The sequence below is a fragment of the Brevundimonas bullata genome, assembly GCF_014207965.1.
Lineage (GTDB): Bacteria > Pseudomonadota > Alphaproteobacteria > Caulobacterales > Caulobacteraceae > Brevundimonas > Brevundimonas bullata_A.
Map to the genome: position 1 here is coordinate 166,809 of NZ_JACHLM010000002.1, position 24,732 is coordinate 191,540.

Here is a 24,732-nt window from a genome sequence, read left to right on the forward strand (position 1 = left end):
GGAATGACGCCAATCACCACCAATGACGCGCTGATCGAGTTCTGTGAACGTCTGGCCAAGGCCCCGTTTATCACGGTCGATACCGAATTCATGCGCGAGACGACCTACTGGCCCAAGCTGTGCCTGATCCAGGCTGCTTCGCCCACGGACGCAGCGATCATCGACCCGCTGGCCGAGGATCTGGACCTTGAGCCCTTCCTCGATCTGTTGCGCGACGAATCGATCATCAAGGTTTTCCACGCCGCCCGTCAGGACGTGGAAATCTTCAACCGCCTGGGCGCCATGCCCAAGCCCATGTTCGACAGTCAGGTTGCAGCCATGGCCGCCGGCTTTGGCGATCAGGTCAGCTATGAGCAGCTGGTCCGCCAGATGCTGCGCCAGGAACTGGACAAGGGCAGCCGCTTCACCGACTGGGCGCGCCGTCCGCTGTCGGACGCGCAACTGGTCTATGCCTTGGGCGACGTGACCCATCTGGCCGCCCTCTATCCCAAGCTGCTGGATCGGCTGCAGAAGGAAGGTCGTCTTGACTGGGTGATGTCGGAAATGGCCGCCCTGACCGACCCGGCCCTGTACGACACCACGCCCGAGAATGCGTGGAAGCGTCTGAAGCCCAAGAAGTTCAGCGCCAAGTATCTGGCCGCCTTCGTCGCTACCGCCGTCTGGCGCGAGCGCGCGGCGCAGGAACGCGACCAGCCGCGCGGGCGCATTCTGAAGGACGAGGCCATCGATGAGGTCGCGACCCAGGCCCCGACCGACCCCGAGGCTTTCAACCGTCTGCGTTCGGTGCCCAAGGGCTTTGGCGGCTCGCGATTGGGTATTGAACTGGCCGCAGAGCTGAAGCGCGTCCTGGCCGATCCGGAAGCCCATGCGCCCAAGCTGGAACGTCCGGCCCACAGTCAGCCGGCCCCGCCCTCGGTGGTCGAACTGCTGAAGGTGCTGCTGAAGGCCAAGAGCGACAACGCTGGCGTAGCCACCAAGCTGATCGCCAACGTCGCCGATCTGGAGAAGATCGCCAACGACGACAATGCGGACGTGGAGGCCATGAAGGGCTGGCGTCGCCAGCTGTTCGGCGAAGACGCGCTGAAGCTCAAGAAGGGCGAGATCGCCCTGGTGCTGAACGGCTCGCGGGTCGAAGTCGTCGAAATCGAAGGCTGAGTTTCATACCTGAGAAGACAAGGCCGGCGGAAACGCCGGCCTTTTTTCGTTTCGGACATTCAGTGCGGCGTGGCTTCCTGCATTTTCAGACTCAGACTCAGACTCAGACTCAGACCCATGGCCTCAGCCAGAGCCTTGGCGCGGCGCCGCGTCTGTTCGCCCAGCAGCATGTCGGCGTAGCCCTCGGCCGCCGTGAGGCGCAGCGCGCCCTTTTCGACGGTGGCGGCGGCGTTGGCCAAGAGTTGCGGCGAGCGGCCCGAGAGGTCGCAGGCCAGGCGCATGGCCAGGCCCAGGGCGCGGGCGCGCTTCTGGCCGGTTTCCGACAACAGGCGATCCACGGCGACGGGCGACGGCGTCTTGGCCTCGCCGCCGTAGCGGGCGTTCATGGCCACGGCCAGGAAGGCGCGCTCGGCGTGGGTCTGGCCCGGAATGGGCGAGCGTAGCACCTGATCAAAGACCAGATCGACCCGGTGGTCGGGGTGTAGGCGAGCACCGAGATCGGCCAGACGACAGACTGACGAGGTCAGAACGGCGTCGCGTTCTTCGCCGAAGGCCTCGGGCATGGCTGAAACAACGGGCTGTAGCCAGCCGTCCAGAGCGCGCGGCAGGGCCGGATCGACGCCCTGGCGTCCGCCCCAGGCGGAACAGCCGGCCAGCAAGGGATCGACCGCCGCCATTTCGGGCGACATACCGGCGTAGAGCAGACCCTCGCGCACGCCCCAGGCCGAGAAGGTCACGGACTTCAGCCCGAGGGCCTCGATCAGGCCGTCCAGCACGAGGGCGGCGTAGGGCAGGGTCTCGGCCCGCCGCTTGGACACGCCCGGAAGCTTTTCCAGCGAGGCCTTGGACTGCCGCGCCACCAGGCGGGTCAGATCACGCACGTCGGCGGCGGTCATGGCGTATTCATGGACAATCCGCAGCGGATGGTCGGTCATGGCCATGTGCATCTGGGCCAGACTGCGCCACGCCCCGCCGACGGCGTGCAGGTCGGTCGTGGCATAGGCGTCGGCGACCGGGGCCAGGCGCTTGGCGATGCGGGCGCGCAGACGGTCGGCGTCAAACCCCTTGGGGTCGGTCAGGGCGAAGGGGCCCAGCGGCAGGGTCACGCCCTTGTCGAGCGGTCGGTTGCGACCCCCGTTGCCGATACGGGTCAGTTCCAGGCTGGCGCCGCCCATGTCGGCGGCCACGCCCTGCGATCCGGGGGCGCCGGCCAGGACGCCGAGCGCGGAATAGCGGGCCTCTTCCTCGCCGCTGAGGACGCGGACCTGCAGGCCTGTTTCGGCGGCTACGCGGGCGCAGAACTCGGGTCCGTCCTCGGCCTCGCGCACGGCGGCGGTGGCGGCGATGATGGTCTGGTCCGGCTGGACGCCCTCGATCACGGCGGCGAAGCGGCGCAGCGCCGTCATGGCCGAGGCGACGCCGGGGACGGACAGGCGCTTGGTCGCCGCCAGATCACGCCCGAGGCCCGCCAGAACCTTCTCGTTGAACATGGTCCATACGGCCCGACCTTCCAACCGGTAGAGCACCAGGCGCACCGAATTGGAGCCGATGTCGATGACGGCGATCTGACGCGACGGATACTCGGCCTCGACGCCCATCAGCGGCGCTTCCGGGGCTTGAGGCCCGAATAGGACAGGGCGCCGGGCAGGGTCTTCACCTTGCGGCCGCGGCCCGACAGGCTGGGGTTGGTCATGAAATACTTGTGCGCCGAGAAGGGACGGTCAGAACCGGAGGGCGTGACGCGACGATAGGTTCCGTCGGCTTCCAGCACCCAGCTCTGGGCGTCGTCCTTCAGGTTGGCGACCATGATCTGATCCAGAACCTGATCGTGGACGGTGGCGTTCAGGATCGGCGTCATCAGTTCGACACGACGGTCCAGATTGCGCGGCATCCAGTCGGCGGACGAGATGTAGAGCTTGGCCTTGTTGCTGGGCAGGTCGTGACCGTTGGCGAAGGCGATGATTCGGCTGTGCTCCAGGAAGCGGCCGACGATCGACTTGACCCGGATGTTCTCGGACAGGCCCTGCACGCCGGGGCGCAGGCAGCAGATGCCGCGGATGACCAATTCGATCCGTACGCCCTGCTGGCTGGCGCGATACAAGGCGTCGATGATCTCGGGATCGACCAGGGCGTTCATCTTGGCCCAGATGGCGGCGGGCTTGCCCTTGGCGGCGGCCGACATCTCCTTGCCGATCATCTCGATCAGGCTGGTCTTCATGTTCAGCGGCGAGACCACCAGGGCCTCAAGCTCGTCCGGGGCGGCATAGCCGGTGATGTAGTTGAACACCCGCGTCGCATCGCGGCCCAGCACCGGCTCGCAGGTGAACAGGCTGAGGTCGGTGTAAATCTTGGCCGTCGTGGGGTGATAGTTGCCGGTGCCGAAATGGCAGTAGGTGCGCAGGGCCTCGCCTTCGCGGCGCACGACCACGCTCAGCTTGGCGTGGGTCTTGTATTCCACGAAGCCGAAGACGACGTGGACGCCGGCCCGTTCCATCTGCCGCGCCCAGCGCAGGTTGGCCTCTTCGTCAAAGCGCGCCTTCAGCTCGATCAGGGCGGTGACGTTCTTGCCGTTCTCGGCCGCCTCGATCAGGGCGGCGACGATGGGGCTGTCCTTGGAGGTCCGGTACAGGGTCTGCTTGATGGCGATGACGTGCGGGTCGCGCGCCGCCTGACGCAGGAACTGCACCACCACGTCGAAGCTCTCGAACGGGTGATGGATCAGCATGTCCTTTTCGCGCACCGCCGCGAAGATGTCGCCGCCGTTGTCACGGACGCGTTCAGGGTAGCGGGGTTCATAGCCCTTGAATTTCAGATCCGGGTGACCGCCGGGGATCAGTTCGGCCAGTTGCGCCAGTCCCAGCATGCCCTCGACCAGAACCACGTCCTGCGGCTGGGCGTGCAACTCGGCGATGATGAAGTTGCGGAGGTCCTCGGGCATGGAGGCCTGAATCTTGATGCGGACGACCGAACCCATGCGGCGCTGTTTCAACGCCTCCTCGAACTCCATGACCAGGTCTTCGGCCTCTTCCTCGATCTCGATGTCCGAGTCGCGGATCAGGCGGAACAGGCCCTTCTCCAGAATTTCGCAGCCTGGGAAGAGGTGGTCGATGAAAAGAAGCAGCAGGTTTTCCAGCGAGACGAACCGCTTGCGGCCCGGCGCCGAACGCCCGTCGGTCGCCAGCGCCCAGAAGCGCCGCACCTGGGTCGGCACGGGCACCAGGGCGTAGAGGATGCGATGGTCGCTGTTGCGACGCAGCTTCAGCGCCAGCGAGAAGCCGAGGTTGGGCAGGAAGGGGAAGGGGTGGGCCGGGTCGATCGCCATAGGAGTCAGCACGGCGAAAAGTTGGTTGAGGAACTCCGGCTCCAGCCGCTCGCGCTCGGTGCGGGTGATCTTGGAGCCTTCGACGACTTCGATCCCCGCGGCCGCCATCTCCTTGCGCAGGACGCGCCAGCGGCGCTGCTGCTCGGCCATCAGGCCCCCAGCGGCGGCGTTGACCTGTTCCAGCTGTTCGGCAGGCGTCAGGCCGTCGGGGGAGACGACGCGGACCCGCTCGCGCACCTGACCCTTCAGCCCCGCCACGCGGGTCATGAAGAACTCATCCAGATTGTTGGCCGAGATGGACAGGAAGCGAACCCGCTCCAGCAGCGGATGGCCCTCGTTGGCGGCTTCCTCCAGCACGCGCCCGTTGAAGGCCAGCCACGACAGCTCGCGGTTGATAAAGCGGTCGGGCGAGGTCATCAGCGCCTCGGACAGCTCTAGCTGGGGCGCTCGCGAGGAGGGGACTTCCTCGCCGGTGGTGTCGACGGCGATGGGCGCGATTTCAGTCATTTGACTGTTGTCGCGCGGGCCTGTGACGGCTGCAACCGCGATCTGGCCTGATCAGTCAGACAGTTCGTCGCTGTCGCCGAGAACCTGACGCGCCAGAACCCGTGTGACGGGACGATGATAGGCGTCCAGTTGATCGACGATGCGCTCGACGGCGGCGGCCGAGCGGTCGATTCGGCGGGCCAGATAGTCGATGACCTCGTCGCCCGGGGTGATGTTGCGCGTGGCGAAGGCGCGTTTCAGCATGGCGCCCAGCACAGCGTCGTCGGGCGCGTCTATGCCCACGGTGCGGATGGCGTTCAGGCGCGAGCGCAGGTCGGGCAGGTCGCAGGCCCAAGCCGCCGGCGGATCGCGCGACACCAGCAGCAGAGCGCCGCCGCCCGACTGGGTCAGGTTGATCAGGTGGAACAGACTCTCGTCGTCTGCGTCCTGGGCGCGGTCCAGAAGGACGAACTGACCCTCGAGCTCCAGCGGATCGACCAGGGCGGCCTCGGCGCCGTGCAGGGCGACGGCGCCGGTGCGTTCGACCCAGGCGGCGGCCAGATGGCTCTTGCCGCTGCCGGGCGGGCCGAAGATCGACAGGATTGAGCCGGCCATCTCGGGCCAGGTCGCCAGCACTGAGGTGGCCCTCGAATTGGATTCGGACACCACAAAATCCGTCGCGCGTTGCGACGCCTCCTGCCGCAGGGGCAGGCGCAGTTGATGGATGTCGGTCCCGAGGGCGGTCATGACCTGAACCATAGCAGAGGCCGTCAGAAGCGCTGTGGGCAGGTTCTCTGGGGCGGTGGACAACCGCGAGACGCTGTGGATTTAGCCGCCAGCCTTGACTTTCCGGGGCGATGATGGGCCTTTCGCTCCTCCTAATTCACGCTGTTCTACAGCCGTTTTCAGACGATATCCGATCATGCACGCCTATCGCACCCATACCTGCGGCGCCCTCCGTTCGACGGATGCGGGCTCGAATGTTCGTCTGTCCGGCTGGGTTCACCGCAAGCGCGACCACGGCGGCCTGCTGTTCATCGACCTGCGTGACCACTACGGCCTGACCCAACTGGTGCTGCACCCCGAGACGCCGGGCTTTGAAGCCGTTGAGCGTCTGCGCGCCGAAAGCGTCATCAAGATCGACGGCGAAGTCGTGGCCCGCTCGGCCGAAACCACCAACGCCAACCTGCCGACCGGCGAGATCGAAGTGCGCGTCCTGTCGGTCGAGGTCCTGTCGGAAGCCGCCGAGCTGCCGTTGCCGGTCTTTGGCGAGCCGGAATATCCTGAGGAAATCCGCCTCAAGAACCGCTTCCTCGACCTGCGTCGCGAGACCCTGCACAAGAACATCGTCCTGCGCTCCAAGGTGATCCACTCGATCCGCCAGCGCATGGTCGAGCAGGGCTTCCTTGAGTACCAAACCCCGATCCTGACGGCCTCCTCGCCGGAAGGCGCACGCGACTTCCTGGTGCCGTCGCGCATGCACCCGGGCAAGTTCTACGCCCTGCCGCAAGCCCCGCAGCAGTTCAAGCAACTGCTGATGGTCTCGGGCTTCGATCGCTACTTCCAGATCGCGCCCTGTTTCCGCGACGAAGACCTGCGCGCCGACCGTTCGCTGGAATTCTACCAGCTCGACGTCGAGATGAGCTTCGTCACCCAGGAAGACGTCTTCGCCGCGATCGAGCCGCTGATGAACGGCGTCTTCAACGAGTTCGGCGACGGCAAGCCAGTGTCGCCGATCGACGGCGTCCACACCTTCACCAACGATTTCGGCGACACGTTCGAGCACAAGGGCTTTGAGCGTCTGACCTACGCCCAGTCGATGAAGTGGTATGGCTCCGACAAGCCGGACCTGCGCAACCCGATCAAGATGCAGGACGTGTCGGACCACTTCCGCGACGGCGGCTTCGGCCTGTTCGCCAAGATCCTGGGCGCTGACGCCAAGAACGCCGTCTGGGCCGTTCCGGCGCCGACCGGTGGTTCGCGCGCCTTCTGCGACCGCATGAACTCGTGGGCGCAGGGCGAGGGCCAGCCGGGCCTCGGCTACATCTTCTGGTCGGACGATCAGCAGGCCTGGGGCGGCCCCATCGCCAAGAACCTGGGCCAGGAGCCGACCGAGGCCCTGATGGCCTCGCTGGGCCTCGGCAAGGGCGACGCCGCCTTCTTCACCGCCGGCGACCCCGCCGTCTTCGCCAAGTTCGCCGGTCTGGCCCGCACCCGCGTCGGCACGGAGCTGAAGCTGGTGGACGAGGAGCAGTTCAAGTTCTGCTGGATCGTCGACTTCCCGATGTTCGAATGGTCGGAAGAAGAGAAAAAGGTCGACTTCTCGCACAACCCGTTCTCGATGCCACAGGGCGGTATGGAAGCGCTGGAGACCCAGGACCCGCTGACCATCCGCGCCTATCAGTACGACATCGTCTGCAACGGCTATGAGCTGTGCTCGGGCGCGATCCGGAACCACAAGGCCGAGATCATGCTGAAGGCCTTCGAGATCGCCGGCTACGACGCCTCGGTGGTCGAGGAGCAGTTCGGCGGCATGCTGAACGCCTTCCGCTTTGGCGCCCCGCCGCACGGCGGTCTGGCCCCGGGCATCGACCGCATCGTCATGCTGCTGGCCAACCAGACGGCCATCCGCGAGGTCATCGCCTTCCCGCTGAACCAGCAGGGTCAGGACCTGCTGATGAGCGCGCCCGCCGAGGTCGCCGAGCGGCAGCTGAAGGAACTGTCGATCCGTACGGCCCTGCCGCTCAAGTAGGCGGCGACAGTCAGTTGAATTGGAAAAGGGCGGCCTTCGCGGGCCGCCCTTTTTGTCTGGATGATCCTGGAGCCTTAGTGGCCCGAGGCGACGACCAGGTTGCGCTGGCGCGGCGGGATAGGCGGCACAGGCGGAGCCGGGGGCGTGCGGATGACGCGGATGCTGGCGCCGCCGCACGAACGCACGGTCAGGCCGCTGGGCAGACGGGTCGCGCCGTCACCACAGGCGTCATGCACCTGATCCTGGGTCAGGCCGCGCGCACCCGACAGATCGGCGCCGCGAATGTCGGTCCGGTTCATTGAGGCGCCCGAGAAGTTGGCGCGGTCAAAACTGGCGCCGGTCAGGCGGGCGCTGTCCAGCGAGGCGTTGTTGAACTTGGCGCTGTCGAACACGCCGTTGGTCAGGTTGGAGGCGTTGATCTCGGCGTTGGAGAAATCGGCGCCGACAGCGCGGACATTGGCCAGGGTAGAGCCGAACATCTCGCTGCTGTTGAACCGGGTGCGGGTCAGGACGGCGCGGTTGAAGTTGGCCCCATTCAGCTCTGCCGAGGACAGATTGGCGTCCTGAAAATTCGTGCCAATCAGATTGGCGCCGGTGGCCTCGGCGCCGGTCAGATTGGCGCTGGCGAAGACGGCGTTGGTGAAGTTGGCGCCCATCATCTCGACGCCGCGCATGTCGGCGCGGCTGAAGTCGCTGCCGGCGAAGTTCGAGCCGAGCAACTCTGCCCCGCGCAAGGTGGCGCCGACCAGGGTGGCGTTGGTGAAGCTGGCGCCGGTGAAGGTGGCGCCCGACAGGTCGCGGCCGGACAGTTCGCAGCGATTGCAGCTGCCGCCCAGCGACACCATGCGCGCAACGTCGCGATCCTGCATCTGCGAGAGGTTCACCACCCCTGCGAAGGCGGGGGCGGCGACCAGCACGCCGGCGAGTCCGCCGGTAAGGGCGGCGGCGGCGGGGGCCAGGCGGCGGAGGAGGGCGAGCGGGCGTTTCATCACGCTGTCTAGATGCGCCTGTCGCCTGAAAAACCCTACTTAAATCGTGGTAACGATGGCGACCTTCAGCAGGCCGGAATGCGCAGGCCTGACGGCAGGACGGTGGCGTCGTCGCCGCAGGCCTGATTGAGTTGGCTCTGGGTCAGGCCGACCGCGCGCGCCAGTCGGGCGCCCGACAGATTGGTCCCGTTGAGCTTGGCGCCGGACATGATCGATCCGTCCAGATAGGCGCCGACGAAGCTGGCGTTGGTCAGATCGGCGCCGGCGAAGTTCGAGCTGGAGAAGACGCCGCCGTAGGCCTCGACGTCGCGCATGTCGGCGCGCGAGAAGCGGGTGCGGTTCATGACGGCCAGGCTGAGGTCGGCCTGACGCAGGCGGGCGCCGGCCAGGTTGAGGCCGCGCACCTCCATGCCCGAGAAATCCCCCTGGAACAGGTTGCAGCCGGGGCAACTGGCGCCGCCGCGCACCCGGCTGATCTGCGAGGCGTTCTGGGCGACAGCCGGCAGGGCCGTAGCCGCGATCAGCGAGGCGACAAGTGCGATTGCGAGACGGTTCATGCGAAGGCTCCGGGATTTGACGCCATCTCAGCAAGAAGCGGGCCGCAGACGCCTTGTCTAGCCCTGCATCTGAGGCGCCGCACCGCAGGTGTCGCAAATCCAGCCGCCGCCGCGGTTTTGCAGGCTGAGATCGCCACAGGCCGGACAGGCGACGGCTTCGGTCGGGGCGGCGTCGCGCGGCGTATCGGCCTTGCGCCCAAATGGGACGACGACGAGGTTGTCGGGGGCGGCCCCGCGCGCAAAGCCCTTGGAGATGAAGCGGGCGGCGGGCACCGGCTCGGCGTCATTGGTCGCTGTGCCCAGACCGTCGGGATTTCCCTCGGGCTCGGCGTTGGCCAACTCCTGACGCTCCAGATAGGAGACGCCCAGTTCGCGGAAGATATAGTCGAGGATCGAGGTCGCGGAGCGGATCGAATCATTGCCGGTGACGCGACCGGCGGGTTCAAATCGGGTGAAGACGAAGGCGTCGACGAACTCGTCCAGCGGCACGCCGTATTGCAGGCCGATCGAGATGGCGATGGCGAAGTTGTTCATCAGGCTGCGGAAGGCGGCGCCTTCCTTGTGCATGTCGATGAATATCTCGCCCAGCTCGCCGTCTTCGTATTCGCCGGTGTGGATATAGACCTTGTGGCCGCCGACGGCCGCCTTCTGGATATAGCCCTTGCGGCGGTCGGGCAGCTTGCGACGGGTGCGGTCGCGCTCGACGACCTTCTCGACCACCCGTTCGACCGGTCTGGTCTCGGGCTCCATGCGGCGCTGTACGGGGGCTTCGGTTTCGGTCAGGTCCAGCTGAAAGTCGGCTGGCGGCGCTGCGCGGTGCAGGACGACGGCGCGGCGACCATCGCGAGCGGCCTGGCCCAGGGCGCGGGCGCCCTGAAGCGAACCCGCGCGCCAGTCGATCACGTCCGGCGAGATGTCGGGCACATCGCTGAAGGGCTCGATGGCGCGGCGCAGGCCAGCCTCGAACGCAGCCGGGGGGCTGGACAGCAGGTGGTTCAGAGCCTCGGGCGCGGCGTTCCAGTCGGACAGGTCAGGATGGCCGAAGGCGACGGCGCGCGCGGCTTCGATAGCGGCGGCGTCGAAGCTCAGGCGGGGCAGCAGGTCCGCCCCGTTTTCGACCGTCAGACCCAGAACGTCGCCGACGAAGCCCGCGTCCAGCACGGGCGGCGCGAAGACGGCCGACAACCGGTCGGTCTGGCTCAGGGCGTCCTCGACGGCCTCAAGCTCGACATCGGTGAAGCCCAGCTCGCGCAGGGCCGAATGGTTGACGCCCGGCGCGCCTATCAGGGTCCGGCGACCGAACAGGCGGCGCTCGGCGTCCTCGACGTCGCCCCCGGCGCGGGCGATGGCGCGGGCCAGGGCGGGGCGCAGTCGACGCTGCGTCTCGCCGTCCTCGGTCTGGAACAGGTCGGTGGCGGCGAAGGGGGAGGCGCCGAGGCGGAGTTCAAGCTCTGCATCGCGCACGAACAGGTTGATGGCGGCGTGACGGCGACCGTGGCGGGTCAAGGCCTCGGTGTCCTGACCGCGCTGGGCGGCAAGATCGGCGGCTTCATCCTTGACCACGTCCCATTCTGCGCAGGGGCCGAGGCGGGCGGCGAGCTCGCTGGACGTGGCGCTGGCGGCGACGGAGACGCGGGCGCCGGCCGTCGCGGCGAGGGCGGTCGCCTTCCCGGCGTCCGTCGCCACGGTCCAGTCCGCCAGGCCGGACAGGCCCAGTGCGATTGGGCGAGCGGCGTCGCGACGGGGCGATGCGGGGGCGCTGGCGATTTCGATCTCCAGGGCGATGACCCAAAGCCGGGTCAGGTCGTCCAGGGCCTCATCGAAGCGGTCGCCGGTTAGGGCGGCGAGGGAAGGCAGGTGAAGCGCGGCGCGCGCTTCCAGCCCGGCGTCGGCCAGGGTTTCGGCGTCGTGCGGGGTGAAGATCAGCGCGAGATCGCCTTCCAGCGCGGCCTCGGCCACGGCCTGAGCTTCGGGACCACCCGAGGCGACGGCGTCGCGCTGGGCCAAGATGGGCTGAACCGAGCGCGTCGCCAGGCCAGGCAGTGCGATGGCCGGGCTTTCGCCCTCGGCGGCGTGTATGATGTCGGCGTCGGTCGCGCCGCAGCGGCGGGCGGTTAGGGCGGCGCGGGCCAAGGCCGGGTTGCGAGCAGGATCGGCGCAGGTCTCGCGCGGGCCTTCGCAGCGATCCACAGCGTCGGCGACGGCGCGAAGGGCGTCGGACAGGGCCTCGGCGGCGCGTTCAGCCAATCGTTCGCCGCGACGGGCGGCGGTCAGATCGGCCAGACGCCGCGCGGCGCCGGGCTCGCTGAGCGAAATGACGGGGGCAGACAGTCCGTGCTCGCTGGTAACGCTTGGCGCGGCGACGCCCAGCAGCAGCGAGGCCGACAGTTCGTCAGCGAAGGCGGCGGCGTCTTCGTCGGTTGTGAACAGACCCTGCGCGCGGCCCCAGGCGGCGAGACGATGCGCCCAACGATCAGGGGCGCCGCCAAGCCAGGCACCGTGGTCTTCGTCCGGGGCGGCGGCGCCGTGCGGCAGGTCAGTCGGCAGGTCTTCGGCCCAGTCGAGCCAGGCCTCGACGCGGACGTCCGTCCAGTCGGCGGGGGCCAGGGTCGACGTCACTACGCCGGGGCGCTCGACCGCGCGAGGGTCGAGCACGACGAAGGCGGCGAGGTCGGCAAATCGGGGCTTGATGCGCATCACAACGTCTCCGCGCGTGTCCTGATCCTGACACTAACGACGGCGCGCGAGGCGTTTCAATAAATCTTGCGGTTAGAGTTGGGGTTACCCCCAAGATGTTGATGGTGGGCCGAGGCGCTCGATGGTCGTCTCGGGCTGGACGCGGGCGGCTGCGGTTTCTATGATCGTGCTGCGCCGCCGGACCTCCCTGGGCGGTGGAATTCAAGTGAGTACGAAGACGTGCTGAACAAGATTTTCGCTTGGTGGAACGGCGCCACGATCGGCACCCTGTTCACCGTGGCCCGCCGCGGCCAACTGGTCGGCACGGACGAGTTCGGCAACCGCTATTATCAGTCGCGCGACCACGTCAGCTATGACGGTCGTCAGCGCCGCTGGGTCATCTATGACGGCTATGCCGACGCCTCCAAGGTGCCGCCGGAATGGCAGGGCTGGATGCGCTACACCTATGATGAAACGCCCGTCGAGAAGCCGCTGCCGCGGCGCTCGTGGGAGAAGGATCATTTGCCGAACCTGACCGGCACGCCGATGGCCTGGCGTCCGCAGGGCTCGCTGCTGAACGAGGGCAAGCGCCCGGCCGCCACTGGCGACTACCAGGCCTGGAGCCCGGAATGACGCGACGTGTCCTGCTGATCGGCGTGGCCGTAGCGGGACTGACGGTCGCTGGCGCCGGCATGACCAGCGCCCTTATGGACCTGCCGCAGGACGCGGTCCCGGCCCGGGACCCGGTAGGCGACCTTTTGCGCGACACCAATCGCGCGCCGTTGCAGACGACGCCGGCGGCGTCGCCCCCGGCCAGTACGCCGCCGACCGCTCAACCCGTGCCTACCGCGACGACGCCTGAAGGCGTTCCGGCGCCGGTTCCAGGCGCGCCCGTCATTGTGCCCGGAACCGAAGTCGCCGCCATTCAGGAAGAAGCGCCGGCCGAGGCCGAGGTCGCACCGACCAAGGTTGAAGCTGCGCCAGTGGCCACGCCCGGCCGCCGTCAGCGTCGTCCGATCGCCATCGTGCACGCCATCGACAAGGTCACGGCTGAATCCATGCTATTCGAGGTCGAGGTCGGCGGTCGTCCGGTGCGCTTCAACAAGACCCTGATCTTCAGCGCCCGCGCCTGCGAGGTCTCGGCCTCGGACGAACAGACTGAAGACGCTATCGCCTATCTGGATGTCGGGGTTCAGCCGCGCGGGATCGCCGTGCCGACCGAGGCCCGCCAGATCTTCAAGGGCTGGATGTTCGCCTCATCGCCCGCCGTCAGCGGTCTGCAGCACCCGATCTACGACGCCTGGGTGGTCGGCTGTAAGGCATAGGTCACGGCCTCCGCGCCCGTCAGAGGCGCGGACAGAACCGACTTGTCGGGGGTCAGACGCAACGCGGGCTTGAGCAGCCGCAGATAGGCCGCCTGCGGCGTCTCCACCGCCCCGAACTGGCTGAGATGCTCCGTCAGGAACTGGGCGTCCAGCAGGCCCCAGCCCCCCAGTCGCAGCCGCGCCACCAGATGCACCAGGGCGACCTTTGACGCATCGCGCGCCCGGCTGAACATGCTCTCGCCGAAGAAGGCGCCGCCCAGCGTCACCCCATAGAGCCCGCCGACCAGAACCTCGTCCTGCCAACATTCGATGCTGTGGGCGTGGCCGCGCGCGTGCAGTTCCAGATACAGGCGGCGGATCGGATCGTTGATCCAGGTGTCCTCGCGCCCCGGCATCGAGGCCGCGCAGGCGTCCAGCACGGCGGCGAAAGCCGTATCCACGCGCACCTGAAACGGTTCGCCGCGTACGGTGCGGCGCAGACGCGTGGGAATATGGAATCGGTTGAGCGGGATGACGCCCCGCTGGTCCGGCTCGACCAGGAAGACGCGCGGATCGTCGCGCGCTTCCGCCATGGGAAATACGCCCTGAGCATAGCAGGCCAGCAGCTCCTCGGGTCCGAAGACGCCGGAGAGGCTGCTGGCGCTGAACTCGGGTTCGTCCAAGAGGGGTTAGGCCTTGGCCTTCTGGGCGGCGGCCCACTTCTCCAGCCAGTGGATGTCATAGTCGCCCGATAGAATATCGGGCTCCTGCAACAGCTTCTGGAACAGGGGGATGGTGGTGTCGACGCCGCCGATGACGATCTCGCCCAGCGAACGCTTGAGGCGCGCCAGGCACTCCTCGCGGTCGCGACCGTGGACGATCAGCTTGCCGATCAGGCTGTCGTAGTAGGGCGGGATCGAATAGCCGGCGTAGATGGCGCTATCCAGACGCACGCCCAGACCGCCCGGAGCGTGGAAGTCCGTGATGGTGCCGGGCGACGGTGTGAAGGTCTCGGCGTTTTCAGCGTTGATCCGCACCTCGATGGCGTGGCCTTCGAAATGGATGTCCTCTTGTGTGAAGGACAGGGGCAGACCGGCGGCGATTCGGATCTGCTCGCGGACCAGATCGACGCCCGTGATCATTTCCGTGACCGGGTGTTCGACCTGCAGGCGCGTGTTCATCTCGATGAAGAAGAACTCGCCGTCTTCCCACAGGAACTCGATGGTGCCGACGCCCAGATAGCCGATAGCGGCGATGGCCTTGTTGACCGTCTCGCCGATGGCCTTGCGGCCTTCAGCGGAAAGCGCGGGCGAGGGGGCCTCTTCCAGCACCTTCTGGTGGCGGCGCTGCAGCGAGCAGTCGCGTTCGCCCAGATGGACAACGTTGCCGTGGCTGTCGGCGATGACCTGAATCTCGATGTGGCGCGGCTTCTGGAGGTAGCGCTCCATATAGACGGCGCCGTTGCCGAAGGCGGCCTTGGCCTCGGTCTGGGCCGTTTGCACGGCCTCGACCAGATCATCGGCGGTCAGGGCGACCTTCATGCCGCGTCCGCCGCCGCCGGCGGCCGCCTTGACGATCAGCGGGAAGCCGATGGTCTTGGACGCCTCGATGGCGGCCTCGACGGTTTCGACCTCGCCCGCCGACCCCGGAACGACCGGAATGCCGGCGTCCATGACGGTCTGCTTGGCGCTGATCTTGTCGCCCATGACCCGGATGTGGTCAGGCTTGGGGCCGATGAAGGTCAGGCCATGGGCCTCGACGATCTCGGCGAAGCGGGCGTTCTCGGACAGGAAGCCATAGCCCGGGTGGATCGCCTGGGCGCCGGTGATTTCGGCCGCCGCGATGATCGACGGGATGTTCAGATAGGACTTGGCCGCCGGCGCGGGGCCGATGCAGACGCTTTCGTCGGCCAGGCGCACCCACATGGCGCCGCGGTCGGCTTCGGAGTGCACGGCGACGGTGGAGATACCCATTTCCTTGCACGCCCGGTGGATGCGCAGGGCGATTTCGCCGCGGTTAGCGATCAGGACCTTGGTGAACATGTCGGGTCTCAGACTTCCAGCATAACCAGAGCTTCGCCGTATTCGACGGGCTGGGCGTCGCCGACCAGGATTTCCGACACAACGCCGTCGCGCGGAGCCTGGATCGGGTTCATGGTCTTCATGGCTTCGACGATCAGCAGGGTCTGGCCCTTCTTGACCTTGTCGCCCGGCTTCACGAACTGCGGCGCTTCCGGCGAGGGCTGCAGATAGACGGTGCCGACCATCGGCGACTTCACCTCTTCACCCTTGCGCGACACGATGGTGGCCGGATCCGACGGCATCGAGGCTGGGGCGGCGGGTGCAGCCTGCGCGACCGGGGCGGCGGCGTACTGGACCGGCGCAGCGGCGGTCATGGTGATCTCGCGGGCGACGCGGATGCGCAGTTCGCCCTGTTCGACTTCGATCTCGGTCAGATCGGTTTCGTTCAGGATGTCAGCCAGGCTGCGGATCAGGCCGGCGTCGATGCCTTGGTTCTTGTGCTTGTCGTCGGACATGGTGTGTCTCTCTTCAGGTCTTGGGCGAACGAGCCCCGGCCACAGCGCGTTCCCGCGCCAGCCGAAGGGCGGCCGTGACGGCCAGTTCGTAGCTGTGGGGGCCGAAGCCCGAAATGACGCCGGTCGCGACCAGCGAAACATAGGAATGACGCCGGAAGTCCTCGCGCGCAGCGGGGTTCGACAAGTGACACTCGACGACCGGCACGCTGAGCGTCTTCAACGCGTCCAGCAGGGCGACCGAGGTATGGGTGAAGGCGGCGGGATTGATCACCAGGGCGCAGGCCTCGTTGCGCGCCTCATGAATCCAGTCGACCAACTGGCCTTCGTGATTCGATTGGCGGAATACGACGCGGGTGTCGCCGGCTGCAACCTCGCACAGGGCCTGGACGTCGGCCATGGTCTCGTGGCCATAGATGTCCGGTTCCCGAACCCCCAAGAGGTTGAGATTAGGGCCGTTCAGGACGTAGAGGACAGGGGCTTCGGGCATTCGCTCGGAAAATTGGCGCTCACGACCGCGCGGATTCGGTCGGGCGTTGTAGCTCAGGTAAGGCGCGGCGCAAAGTGCGTCGATGAAGAGGTTGACCTAACGTCATGCGTATCGAAGTCAACGGCGAGGTGCGGGACACCGCCGCCACGACCATTCTGGGTCTGGTTCAGGAGCTGTCGCTGGACCCCAAGAAGGTGGCGGTCGAGCGCAATCTGGAGATCGTGCCGCGCTCGCTGCATGGCGAAACGGTGCTGGCCGAGGGCGACAGGATCGAGCTGGTGCAGTTCGTCGGGGGCGGCTGACGTTTCCCTAAAGCCCGCTCATCCCCGAGGAGGCGGGGACCCAGCAAGAACCCCATCCTCCCCCCGTGGACCCGTCAGGCTTGTCGCCAAAGAACTGGGTCCCCGCCTCCGCGGGGATGAGCGGAAGGGTATGGCGCGGTTATCAAATCCGGCAACGGCGCTTCCCCCCGGCGCAGCGTGGCGCTAGGTCAGGAGCATGACCGATACAGCCCCCCGCACCGACAGCTGGACCGTCGCCGGCCGCACCTTCAACTCGCGCCTGATCGTGGGCACCGGCAAGTACCGCGACTACGCCCAGAATGCGGCCGCCGCCGAGGCCTCGGGCGCCGAGATCGTCACCGTGGCCGTGCGCCGGGTAAACCTGACCGATCCCAGCCAGCCGGTGCTGACCGACTTCCTGGACCCCAAGAAGTACACCTATCTGCCCAATACGGCGGGCTGCTTCACCGGCGAGGACGCGGTGCGGACCCTGCGTCTGGCGCGCGAGGCGGGCGGTTGGACTCTGGTGAAGCTGGAGGTTCTGGCGGACCAGCGCACCCTGTTCCCCGACATGGAAGAGACCCTGCGGTCGCTCAAGCTGCTGACCGCCGAGGGCTTCGAGGTCATGGTCTATTGCACCGACGACCCCGTCTATGCGCGCAAGCTGGAGGACGCCGGTGCGGTGGCCATCATGCCGCTGGGCGCGCCGATCGGCTCGGGCCTGGGCGTGCAGAACCCCATCAACATCCGCCTGATCGTCGAGCAGTCTAAGGTGCCGGTCCTGGTCGACGCGGGCGTCGGCACGGCCTCGGACGCCGCCATCGCCATGGAACTGGGCTGCGACGGCGTGCTGATGAACACCGCCATCGCCGAGGCGCGCGACCCGATCCTGATGGCCAGCGCCATGAAGCATGCGGTGATCGCCGGGCGGGAATCCTATCTGGCCGGGCGCATGAAGAAGCGCCTCTATGCTGATCCGTCCTCGCCGCTGGCGGGCCTGATCTAGGCGCCGCGACGTCACGGCGGCTTGCCCGGCCGCCGTTGACCGCGCACTCTCGCCCCAGCTCTGGGAGGGGACGATGCGTTTCGGATGGATGGCCTGTACGGCTGTGGCGGCCTGTATGTTCGGCCCGATGGCGGTGGCGGACGCGACGGCGGACAAGGCCGTGCGCGACCTGCTGGATCAGCCGCAGGTCTGCGGCCCCGGCGGCTCGGCCATCGAAGCCATCCCGACCAACGACATCGTCATGGTCGAGGGCTTTGGAACCGGCGGCTTCAAGATCGACACGGCCAACCCCGAGGCCCAGGCCTGGTTCGACCACGGCGTGCGGCTGCGCTGGGCGTTCGAGCATACCGAATCGGTGCGCGCCTTCCGCAAGGCGCGGGCGCTGGATCCGACCTGCGGCATGTGCGCCTGGGGCGAGGCCTGGGCCATCGGCCCCAATCTGAACGGCGGGGGACAGGACAAGGCCTCGATCGAAGCAGCCCTAAAAGCCGCCCGCGACGCCCGCCGTCTGGCCCGCGACGCCACACCGGTGCAGCGCCAGATGATCGACGCCCTGATCCAGCGTTATTCCGGTTCGGAAAAGAGCCGCGCGGACCGCTTCGCCCAGCGCATGGACCGGATCGCGCGTCAGAACCCCGACGACGGCGCCATCGCCAACATCACCGCTGACGCCTGGCTGTTGGCCGCCGACGAATGGTGGGACGACGACGGGAAGGCGGCTGATCCGGCCATCCCCCGCGCCATGGGCCTGTTGGAACAAGCGCTGGCCAAGGACCCCAACGATCCGGGGGCGATCCACCTCTATATCCACCTGACCGAGTGGTCGGACGACCCGCACAAGGCCATTCCCTACGGCGAGAAGCTGGCCCTGCTGGCCCCGGCGGCCAGCCATCTGGTGCATATGCCGTCGCATACCTACTACCGCGTCGGCCGCTATCGGGACGCGATGCAGAGCAACGTCAACGCCGTGGCGCTGGACCGGCGCTATGACGCCCTGGCCAAGCCCCCGGGCGGCGTGCCGGCGATGCGGTTGCACGCGCACAACATCCACTTCGGCATGGGCGGCGCCCTGATGGCCGGGGGCGACGAGGAGGGGCTGAAACTGGCCGATTGGTTCCTGGCCACCTATCCGAACATCGGCGCCCAGGAATACTGGCGTCAGATCGTCGCCAACAACGCCTATGCTCTCTATGGCCGGTTCGGCACGCCGGAGCAGGTGGCGGCGCTCAAGGAACCGCCCGCGAGCCATCCCTTGCTGCGCATCAGTTGGCGCTATGCCCGCGGTGAAGCAGCGGCGAGGGCCGGCGACGCTGTGGCTGTCCGGGCCGAAGCGAACGCCATCAAGACCCTGCGCGAGGCGACGACCTTCGCCGGACCGATGGCCGAGCAGCGCGCCGTTTTCACCGAACTGTCCCAGCGCATTCTGGAGGGCCGGGCGGCCATGATCGAGGGGAATGCGACTGCCGCCGTCGCCGCCTTCACTCGCGCCGCGCAGATCCAGGCCATGGACGACGAGGGCGGTGATCCGCCGATCATCTGGTATCCGACGCGCCGCAGTCTGGCGGCGGCTCTGCTGGTCAGCGGCGACGCCGCCGGAGCCAAGGCCAAGATCGAGGAGCTGCTGAAGGACTGGCCCGGCGATCCCTACAGCTACTTTGTTCTGGCCGAGGCCGAGCGGAAGCTGGGCAACGCCGAAGCCGCCGCCGAAGCGACCCGACGTTCGAACGTCGAGTGGATCGGCGGCGAACGGAGCTTGGCTGCGGCTTAAAGCCCTATCGCTCTCCGAACGGCGTCACCTTGGGGACAAGCCGGAGGGTGATGAAGGCGTTTAGCGCTTGGCCTCTTCGATCAGCTTGGCGACGGCTGCGGGCTCGATGCTGGCGCTGGCCTTGCCGTTGATGAAGAAGGTCGGGGTGCCCTGCAGGCCCAGGGTCGCCGCCGTGGTGTGGATATCGGTGACGTGGCGGGTCATCTCGGGCGAGGCGATGGCCGCCTGGGCCTTGGCCATGTCCACGCCGTGGGCGACCAGGATGCCGTCGATGGCGGCGCGGTCCAGGGCACGCTCGGTCATCAGCGCATCATAGACCTCCAGATACTTGCCCTGCTGATGCGCGGCGAGCGCAGCGCGAGCCGCGTATTGTGAGGTGACGTCGTCGCCACGGTCCAGGATGGGCCAGTCCTTGAAGACGAAGCGGACTTCCGGGTGGGCGGCCATCAGGGCGCGGTAGTCGTGGGCCACGGCCTTGCAGCCCGGGCAGCGGAAATCGAAGAACTCGATCACCGTCACCTTGGCGTCGGCGGGGCCGAAGCTGGGATCGCGCGCGTCGGGCGCCAGCAGGGCGGGATTGGCCTTGGCGGCGGCATTGATGGTCTGGACGCGGGACTGCTCTTCGTGCGCCTGACGCGCGGCCAGCAACTCGTCCAGCACCTGAGGGTTCTCGATCAGATAGGCGCGGACCCGTCCGCCGAAATCACCGCCGTTCAGATAGGGGACGGCGGACAGGCCCAGCGCCAGGACCGAAACCGCTAGAGCCGCGCCGCCCAGCGTCTTGCCGGACAGACGCGACAGGGCGCTGCCTTTCGGAGCAGGCGAGGCCGGCGTCGGGTTCTCGGGAGCGGGGCGTGCGGCGTCGGTCATGCGGGTCTCGGTATCAGTATATCGGGGCGTCAGGTATTGGGCAGGATGACGCCGCGGCTGTTGCGCTGCTCGTTGCGGCGCTCGGCGTCAGTGATGTCTTTTTCCGAGGCGCCTGAAGACAGGACGATGTCGGTGGCGCGGCGCCATTCGATGGAGTTGCGGTCCAGCATGTCGCGGGCGCGCATGGCGAACTGGTTGGCCTGTTCTGTGCGGCCCAGAGCGAACCAGTATTCCGCCGAGGCCAGACGCGCCTCGCCCTCCTTGCCTTGGCTGGCGTAGGCCTGTCCTAGCAGGCGCCAGGCCAGGGTATTGTCCTTCTCCAGCGCGATGGCGCGCTTCAACTGATCGACGGCGGCGTCCAGATTGGCGGCGTCGCTGGTCTCGATCAGGGCGTGGGCCAGGTTGATGCGCAGCAGGGGGGCGGCGGGCTTCAGTTCGACCGCCTTCTGGTGGGCGCCGATGGCTTCGGCCGGGCGGCCTTCCTCGAACAGGATCTGACCCTTCAACTCCCAGAAGTAGGGATTCTCGGGTTGATCGGTCAGCAGATCGTCGACGGCGCTCAAGGCCTTTTCCGTCTGACCGTCGCGATACCAGGCGATGGCGCGGGCATAGCGGGCGGGCAGGGAGGTGTTCGATGACGGATAGTCGCGCAGCGTCGCGTTCGGCGACTCCATGAAGGAGCGGATCTTGGCGACCACCAGCGCGTGCTGAGCCATTCGTTCCGAGCTGTCTCGATGACTGAAGTGGGCGGCGCTCTCGACCGGTCCGCGCAGGGCTTCGATCCGCTGCGACGACAGTGGGTGGCTGCGGAAGTAGGGATAGCGGCGCTGATCCGAGAAGATTTCCTGCGAGCGGAAATTCTCGAAGAACTCGATCATGCCCTTGCCGGATTCACCGGCGCGTTCCAGGGCGCGGGCCCCCGTGATGTCGGCCTCGCCTTCCTGGCTCTGCATATAGCGCAGGGCGCCCAGGGTGCCGAAATACTGGCTGGAGGCCAGCAGGGCTGCGCCCGCATCAGGCGCGCCCGCGATCGCGGCCAGGGCGCCCAGCGCCATGGTCATGATCATGGGCTGCATTCCGGCGTTCTGGGCCCCGTCGCGCAGGGTGTGGCGATTCTTGATGTGCCCGGCTTCGTGGGCGATCACGCCCAGAAGCTGGTTCGGTGTCTTGGTCTGAAGGATCAGGCCGGTGTTCAGGCCCATGATCCGCCCGCGCGTGGCGAAGGCGTTCAGGTCCTGGTCGTTGACCAGCAGAATCTCGACTTCCGTCGGATCCAGCCCCATGGCGACGAAGACCGGCTCGGACCAGTCATGGATGATGCCCTCGATCTCGGTGTCGCGGATAAGACTCTGAGCGGAGGCTGATCCGGCCGCAGCCAAGACCGCCACGGCAGCCGTGGCGGAGACAAGAATGCGGGTTGCGACACGTGAAGCGACACGGGGAAGCCTGGTCATGACGTACTCCAGAGCGGCAGTCTCCCCCGTGTCTTCAAGCCTAATCGTGTCCGATCAACGGCGCCACCAGCCGCGCTTCGGCTTGGCGGGGGCGGCGCCGATCTGGTTGGGGTCTTCGGCGATAAGCGCGGCCACATCGACTTCGGGCGTCGGCGCAGGCGCGGGTTCAGCGATGACGACCGGCTCCGGGGCGGGCTCAGGAGCCATAGCCTGTTCGATGGCGGCCTCGATCTTGGCTGCGACCACAGGCGCCACATCCAGTTCGGCGGGGACCACTGCGGCTTCGGCCACGACTTCAGCCTCAGCCTCAGCTTCGACCTCAGTTTCGGGCGCTTCGATCACGGCCTCGCCAGCGACATCGGCGCTGACCTTGCGGCGCACGCGGCGACGCTTGGGCGCTTCAGCCGCTTCAACGACCGCTTCAGGGGCGTCCGGAGCAACGGCGTCATTCGCAGAGATGACCGTGGCGATGGGCGTGTCCGGCGAGCCGACGGGGGGCAGGCCCTCGTTGACGGCGCGGTCTTCGACCTTGGCGTCATGCGGCAGGCCGGCGCGATCACGGCCGCGACCGCGACCACGACGACGGCGCGAACGGCCGCCCTCGCGTTCAGCGCGCTCGCCTTCGGGACGTTCGCCGACGACCTCCGTGACGTCGCGGGCGTCCGAGGCTTCGGTCGGGGCGCGTTCGCTGCGGGGCGAAGACGTGGGGTTGATCGGATCGAACCAGACGTAAGGGTCGTCCAGAGACGGCGTGCGGCCGCGCACCCAGGTGAAGGCGTCGCGCTCGCCGTCTTCACGCATGCGGCGTCCGCCACGACGGCCACGACGGCGGCGACGGCCGGCCTCGCTGTCGTCGTCTTCGTCGTCAGCGGCGACAACATCGACGGCGGCGGCTTCGTCCGAACCCTCTTCCGGGCGACCGCCACGGCGGCGGCGGCGGCGACCACGACCACGGCCTTCGCCGTCGTGCGATTCCGAGCGCTCGCGGGGCTCGTCGTCATCGTTGTCTTCGCGATCCAGATCGGCGTCGTCCTCGTCGTCGCCGGCGATGACCTCGTCGTCCTCGTCTTCGTCCTCATGGTCGAAGGCGCTGTCGTCGAAGCCGTCGTCCAGCTCGGCCGCCGAGATGTGGGTGACGGTCGGAACAAAGTCCTCGTTGGTCGAGGTGCGCTCGATGGCGTGCTCGCCTTGGGCCAGGGTATCGTCGATCAGGATGACGACGTTCAGGCCGCGCTGTTCCAGCAGACGCTGAAGATAATCGCGCTTGTGGTTCAGGATGTAGAGGGCGACGGCGGTCGAGACGCGCAGGTTGACCGAACCGGCGCCGTTGCGGCCCGCCTCGATGTCCACGGCGCGCAGGGTCACCAGAGCCGCCGATTCCGCCGAGCGGATACGACCGGCGCCCTGGCAGTGCGGGCAGACCTCGGTGGCGCCTTCGATCACGCCCAGGCGGCGGCGCTGGCGGCTGATTTCCATCAGGCCGAAGCCCGAGATGCGGCCCATCTGGATGCGGGCGCGATCCTTGGCCAGCGCGTCCTTCAGCGCCTTCTCGACGGCGCGGTTGTTCTTGCCTTCATCCATGTCGATGAAGTCGATGACGATCAGGCCAGCGAGGTCGCGCAGACGCAGCTGGCGGGCGGCCTCGACGGCGGCTTCCAGGTTGGTCTTGGTGGCGGTGGCCTCGACATTGCGTTCCTTGGTGGAACGCCCCGAGTTCACGTCGATGGCGACCAGGGCCTCGGTCTGGTTGATGACCAGATAGCCGCCCGACTTCAGCGGCACGACCGGCTGGTGAATCTGGGTCAGGACCTCTTCGATGCCGTTGGCGGCGAACAGGGGCTTGGAGCCTTGGTAAAGGTGGATCTTCTTGGCCTGCGACGGCATCAGCACGCGCATGAAGTCGCGGGCTTCCTTGAAGCCTTCCAGGCCTTCGACCTGAATGCCGTCGAAGTCCTTGTCATACATGTCGCGCACGGCGCGGCGGACCAGGTTCTCTTCTTCGTAGATGACGGCCGGGGCGTTCGACTTCAGCGTGTTCTCGCGGATCGTCTCCCACAGGCGCAGCAGGTATTCATAGTCGCGCTTGATCTCGGCCTTGGTGCGCTTGGCCCCGGCCGTGCGGATGATCAGGCCCATGCCCTTGGGCACCTTCAGCGCCGAGGCGGCGGCCTTCAGGCGGCGACGGTCGGAGGTATTGGTGATCTTGCGGCTGATGCCGCCGCCCTTGCCCGTGTTGGGCATCAGGACGCAGTAGCGGCCAGCCAGCGACAGCCAGGTGGTCAGGGCCGCGCCCTTGGCGCCGCGCTCGTCCTTGACGACCTGCACCAGCAGGATCTGACGGCGCTTGATGACGTCCTGGATCTTGTAGCGACGCATCAGGCGACGCTTCAGACGCTCCTCGTCGGCCAGACCGCCTTCGGACTCGTCGTCGCCTTCACGGCCCAGATCATCGTGATCGTCGTCGTCCGAATGCGCTTCGGCCATGATGGCTTCGCGATCGGCGACCGGGATCTGATAGTAGTCGGGGTGGATTTCGTTGAAGGCCAGGAAGCCGTGACGATTTCCGCCGTACTCGATGAAGGCCGCCTGCAGGCTGGGCTCTACGCGGGTGACCTTGGCGAGATAGATGTTGCCGCGAAGCTGGCGGCGGGCCGTGGATTCGAAATCGAATTCCTCAACCTGGCGTCCGTCCACGATGGCGACGCGGGTTTCTTCCGCGTGCGCCGCATCGATCAGCATTGTTTTTGACATTGATGGTCTCTCTCTGGCGCGCCAGGCCGGGCCCTGCGGATACATCCGCGGACAAGGGGGCGGCTCGCCGAATGGAAATGGGGGCCAGGGCGCGCGTCATCCCCTCGCAAGTTGCGAGAGCGGCAGTGGTCTGCCGGTCGGGAGCGCAGGCGGGTCGGCCCATGAGGTTCTGTCGGTCCTGGATCCGAACGCGCCGTTCAAGGCCGCATCCCGGATCCGTTCGTCAGATCGTCGGCCAGGCCGGGCGATCCTCGGAATGAGGTGAAAGTCAGCGTTGCGAGGAGGGCGCGCCCGCCCTGCAAAACCATGCAGAGGGCGCGATCGTTCGCGAACGGATC

General features: G+C 67.2%; 20 protein-coding genes. 7 read left to right on the forward strand and 13 right to left on the reverse strand.

Annotation, left to right across the window (positions count from 1 at the left end; all coding sequences use genetic code 11):
* The first annotated feature begins 3 nt into the window (after nucleotides 1-3).
* Nucleotides 4-1,155: a ribonuclease D gene (rnd, locus tag HNP51_RS05250; protein WP_184267884.1), complete on the forward strand. Its 1,152-nt coding sequence runs from the start codon at nucleotides 4-6 to the stop codon at nucleotides 1,153-1,155.
* Nucleotides 1,156-1,214: 59 nt separating this feature from the next.
* Here rnd and HNP51_RS05255 read toward each other — a convergent pair whose 3' ends face one another.
* The 3 genes from HNP51_RS05255 to HNP51_RS05265 are packed head-to-tail and all read right to left on the reverse strand — an operon-like array spanning nucleotide 1,215 to nucleotide 5,710.
* Nucleotides 1,215-2,753: a Ppx/GppA phosphatase family protein gene (locus HNP51_RS05255; protein WP_184267886.1), complete on the reverse strand. Its 1,539-nt coding sequence runs from the start codon at nucleotides 2,751-2,753 to the stop codon at nucleotides 1,215-1,217.
* Complete coding sequence (locus HNP51_RS05260; RefSeq protein ID WP_184267888.1) at nucleotides 2,753-4,984, reverse strand: RNA degradosome polyphosphate kinase; 2,232 nt, start codon at nucleotides 4,982-4,984, stop codon at nucleotides 2,753-2,755. Before HNP51_RS05260 ends, HNP51_RS05255 begins: the two co-directional genes overlap by 1 nt.
* A 51-nt stretch (nucleotides 4,985-5,035) precedes the next feature.
* Nucleotides 5,036-5,710, reverse strand: coding sequence for a DnaA ATPase domain-containing protein (locus HNP51_RS05265; RefSeq protein WP_184267890.1), 675 nt, complete (start codon nucleotides 5,708-5,710; stop codon nucleotides 5,036-5,038).
* A 175-nt stretch (nucleotides 5,711-5,885) separates the two neighbouring features.
* Between HNP51_RS05265 and aspS the strand changes: the two genes are divergently transcribed.
* On the forward strand, nucleotides 5,886-7,715 hold the full coding sequence (gene aspS, locus HNP51_RS05270) for an aspartate--tRNA ligase (RefSeq protein WP_184267892.1): 1,830 nt from the start codon (nucleotides 5,886-5,888) through the stop codon (nucleotides 7,713-7,715).
* A 74-nt stretch (nucleotides 7,716-7,789) separates the two neighbouring features.
* Here aspS and HNP51_RS05275 read toward each other — a convergent pair whose 3' ends face one another.
* From HNP51_RS05275 to HNP51_RS05285, 3 genes are all read right to left on the reverse strand, one after another.
* Entirely contained in the window at nucleotides 7,790-8,704 is a 915-nt protein-coding gene (locus HNP51_RS05275) for a pentapeptide repeat-containing protein (protein WP_184267894.1), read from the reverse strand.
* A gap of 65 nt (nucleotides 8,705-8,769) precedes the next feature.
* Nucleotides 8,770-9,261 (reverse strand): pentapeptide repeat-containing protein, encoded by a 492-nt coding sequence (locus HNP51_RS05280; RefSeq protein ID WP_184267896.1) that lies wholly within the window; start codon nucleotides 9,259-9,261, stop codon nucleotides 8,770-8,772.
* A gap of 57 nt (nucleotides 9,262-9,318) precedes the next feature.
* Nucleotides 9,319-11,958 (reverse strand): TSCPD domain-containing protein, encoded by a 2,640-nt coding sequence (locus HNP51_RS05285; protein ID WP_184267898.1) that lies wholly within the window; start codon nucleotides 11,956-11,958, stop codon nucleotides 9,319-9,321.
* Between the two features lie 219 nt (nucleotides 11,959-12,177).
* Between HNP51_RS05285 and HNP51_RS05290 the strand changes: the two genes are divergently transcribed.
* Both HNP51_RS05290 and HNP51_RS05295 read left to right on the forward strand, forming a co-directional pair.
* The gene (locus HNP51_RS05290) at nucleotides 12,178-12,570 is read left to right on the forward strand and encodes an NADH:ubiquinone oxidoreductase subunit NDUFA12 (RefSeq protein ID WP_184267900.1); all 393 of its coding nucleotides are present in this window, start codon (nucleotides 12,178-12,180) and stop codon (nucleotides 12,568-12,570) included.
* Nucleotides 12,567-13,262 (forward strand): DUF2155 domain-containing protein, encoded by a 696-nt coding sequence (locus tag HNP51_RS05295; protein ID WP_184267902.1) that lies wholly within the window; start codon nucleotides 12,567-12,569, stop codon nucleotides 13,260-13,262. The genes HNP51_RS05290 and HNP51_RS05295 overlap by 4 nt, the downstream gene beginning before the upstream one ends.
* Here HNP51_RS05295 and aat read toward each other — a convergent pair.
* From aat to aroQ, 4 genes are read right to left on the reverse strand one after another with little or no spacing between them, the layout of a single operon-like run.
* Nucleotides 13,229-13,924: a leucyl/phenylalanyl-tRNA--protein transferase gene (gene aat / locus HNP51_RS05300; protein WP_184267904.1), complete on the reverse strand. Its 696-nt coding sequence runs from the start codon at nucleotides 13,922-13,924 to the stop codon at nucleotides 13,229-13,231. The genes HNP51_RS05295 and aat overlap by 34 nt on opposite strands.
* Before the next feature lie 6 nt (nucleotides 13,925-13,930).
* The gene (accC, locus tag HNP51_RS05305) at nucleotides 13,931-15,283 is read right to left on the reverse strand and encodes an acetyl-CoA carboxylase biotin carboxylase subunit (protein WP_184267906.1); all 1,353 of its coding nucleotides are present in this window, start codon (nucleotides 15,281-15,283) and stop codon (nucleotides 13,931-13,933) included.
* Nucleotides 15,284-15,291: 8 nt separating this feature from the next.
* Entirely contained in the window at nucleotides 15,292-15,777 is a 486-nt protein-coding gene (gene accB / locus HNP51_RS05310; RefSeq protein WP_184267908.1) for an acetyl-CoA carboxylase biotin carboxyl carrier protein, read from the reverse strand.
* Nucleotides 15,778-15,790: 13 nt separating this feature from the next.
* The gene (aroQ, locus tag HNP51_RS05315) at nucleotides 15,791-16,264 is read right to left on the reverse strand and encodes a type II 3-dehydroquinate dehydratase (RefSeq protein ID WP_184267911.1); all 474 of its coding nucleotides are present in this window, start codon (nucleotides 16,262-16,264) and stop codon (nucleotides 15,791-15,793) included.
* Nucleotides 16,265-16,368: 104 nt separating this feature from the next.
* On the opposite strand from aroQ, the gene thiS reads away from it, so the two are divergent.
* From thiS to HNP51_RS05330, 3 genes are all read left to right on the forward strand, one after another.
* Nucleotides 16,369-16,566 carry a sulfur carrier protein ThiS gene (thiS, locus tag HNP51_RS05320; protein ID WP_184267912.1) on the forward strand — a complete coding sequence of 66 codons (198 nt, stop codon included), beginning with the start codon at nucleotides 16,369-16,371 and terminating at the stop codon, nucleotides 16,564-16,566.
* Between the two features lie 196 nt (nucleotides 16,567-16,762).
* A complete protein-coding gene (locus HNP51_RS05325; protein WP_184267914.1) occupies nucleotides 16,763-17,551 on the forward strand; it encodes a thiazole synthase in 789 nt (262 codons plus the stop codon).
* 73 nt (nucleotides 17,552-17,624) lie between these two features.
* Nucleotides 17,625-19,319: a lipopolysaccharide assembly protein LapB gene (locus HNP51_RS05330; protein WP_184267916.1), complete on the forward strand. Its 1,695-nt coding sequence runs from the start codon at nucleotides 17,625-17,627 to the stop codon at nucleotides 19,317-19,319.
* A gap of 60 nt (nucleotides 19,320-19,379) precedes the next feature.
* Here the strand turns inward: HNP51_RS05330 and HNP51_RS05335 are convergent, their stop codons facing one another.
* From HNP51_RS05335 to HNP51_RS05345, 3 genes are read right to left on the reverse strand one after another with little or no spacing between them, the layout of a single operon-like run.
* Nucleotides 19,380-20,189 carry a thioredoxin domain-containing protein gene (locus HNP51_RS05335; protein ID WP_184267918.1) on the reverse strand — a complete coding sequence of 270 codons (810 nt, stop codon included), beginning with the start codon at nucleotides 20,187-20,189 and terminating at the stop codon, nucleotides 19,380-19,382.
* A gap of 29 nt (nucleotides 20,190-20,218) precedes the next feature.
* The gene (locus tag HNP51_RS05340) at nucleotides 20,219-21,643 is read right to left on the reverse strand and encodes a M48 family metalloprotease (protein ID WP_184267920.1); all 1,425 of its coding nucleotides are present in this window, start codon (nucleotides 21,641-21,643) and stop codon (nucleotides 20,219-20,221) included.
* Nucleotides 21,644-21,697: 54 nt separating this feature from the next.
* Nucleotides 21,698-24,394, reverse strand: coding sequence for a ribonuclease E/G (locus tag HNP51_RS05345; protein WP_184267922.1), 2,697 nt, complete (start codon nucleotides 24,392-24,394; stop codon nucleotides 21,698-21,700).
* Between the last annotated feature and the right edge of the window lie 338 nt (nucleotides 24,395-24,732).

Coding starts and splice junctions, on each gene's coding strand:
- rnd (WP_184267884.1), top strand. CDS start 4: ATGACGCCAATCACCACCAATGACGCGCTGATCGAGTTCTGTGAACGT.
- HNP51_RS05255 (WP_184267886.1), bottom strand. CDS start 2,753: ATGGGCGTCGAGGCCGAGTATCCGTCGCGTCAGATCGCCGTCATCGAC.
- HNP51_RS05260 (WP_184267888.1), bottom strand. CDS start 4,984: ATGACTGAAATCGCGCCCATCGCCGTCGACACCACCGGCGAGGAAGTC.
- HNP51_RS05265 (WP_184267890.1), bottom strand. CDS start 5,710: ATGACCGCCCTCGGGACCGACATCCATCAACTGCGCCTGCCCCTGCGG.
- aspS (WP_184267892.1), top strand. CDS start 5,886: ATGCACGCCTATCGCACCCATACCTGCGGCGCCCTCCGTTCGACGGAT.
- HNP51_RS05275 (WP_184267894.1), bottom strand. CDS start 8,704: ATGAAACGCCCGCTCGCCCTCCTCCGCCGCCTGGCCCCCGCCGCCGCC.
- HNP51_RS05280 (WP_184267896.1), bottom strand. CDS start 9,261: ATGAACCGTCTCGCAATCGCACTTGTCGCCTCGCTGATCGCGGCTACG.
- HNP51_RS05285 (WP_184267898.1), bottom strand. CDS start 11,958: ATGCGCATCAAGCCCCGATTTGCCGACCTCGCCGCCTTCGTCGTGCTC.
- HNP51_RS05295 (WP_184267902.1), top strand. CDS start 12,567: ATGACGCGACGTGTCCTGCTGATCGGCGTGGCCGTAGCGGGACTGACG.
- accC (WP_184267906.1), bottom strand. CDS start 15,283: ATGTTCACCAAGGTCCTGATCGCTAACCGCGGCGAAATCGCCCTGCGC.
- accB (WP_184267908.1), bottom strand. CDS start 15,777: ATGTCCGACGACAAGCACAAGAACCAAGGCATCGACGCCGGCCTGATC.
- aroQ (WP_184267911.1), bottom strand. CDS start 16,264: ATGCCCGAAGCCCCTGTCCTCTACGTCCTGAACGGCCCTAATCTCAAC.
- thiS (WP_184267912.1), top strand. CDS start 16,369: ATGCGTATCGAAGTCAACGGCGAGGTGCGGGACACCGCCGCCACGACC.
- HNP51_RS05325 (WP_184267914.1), top strand. CDS start 16,763: ATGACCGATACAGCCCCCCGCACCGACAGCTGGACCGTCGCCGGCCGC.
- HNP51_RS05330 (WP_184267916.1), top strand. CDS start 17,625: ATGCGTTTCGGATGGATGGCCTGTACGGCTGTGGCGGCCTGTATGTTC.
- HNP51_RS05335 (WP_184267918.1), bottom strand. CDS start 20,189: ATGACCGACGCCGCACGCCCCGCTCCCGAGAACCCGACGCCGGCCTCG.
- HNP51_RS05340 (WP_184267920.1), bottom strand. CDS start 21,643: ATGACCAGGCTTCCCCGTGTCGCTTCACGTGTCGCAACCCGCATTCTT.
- HNP51_RS05345 (WP_184267922.1), bottom strand. CDS start 24,394: ATGTCAAAAACAATGCTGATCGATGCGGCGCACGCGGAAGAAACCCGC.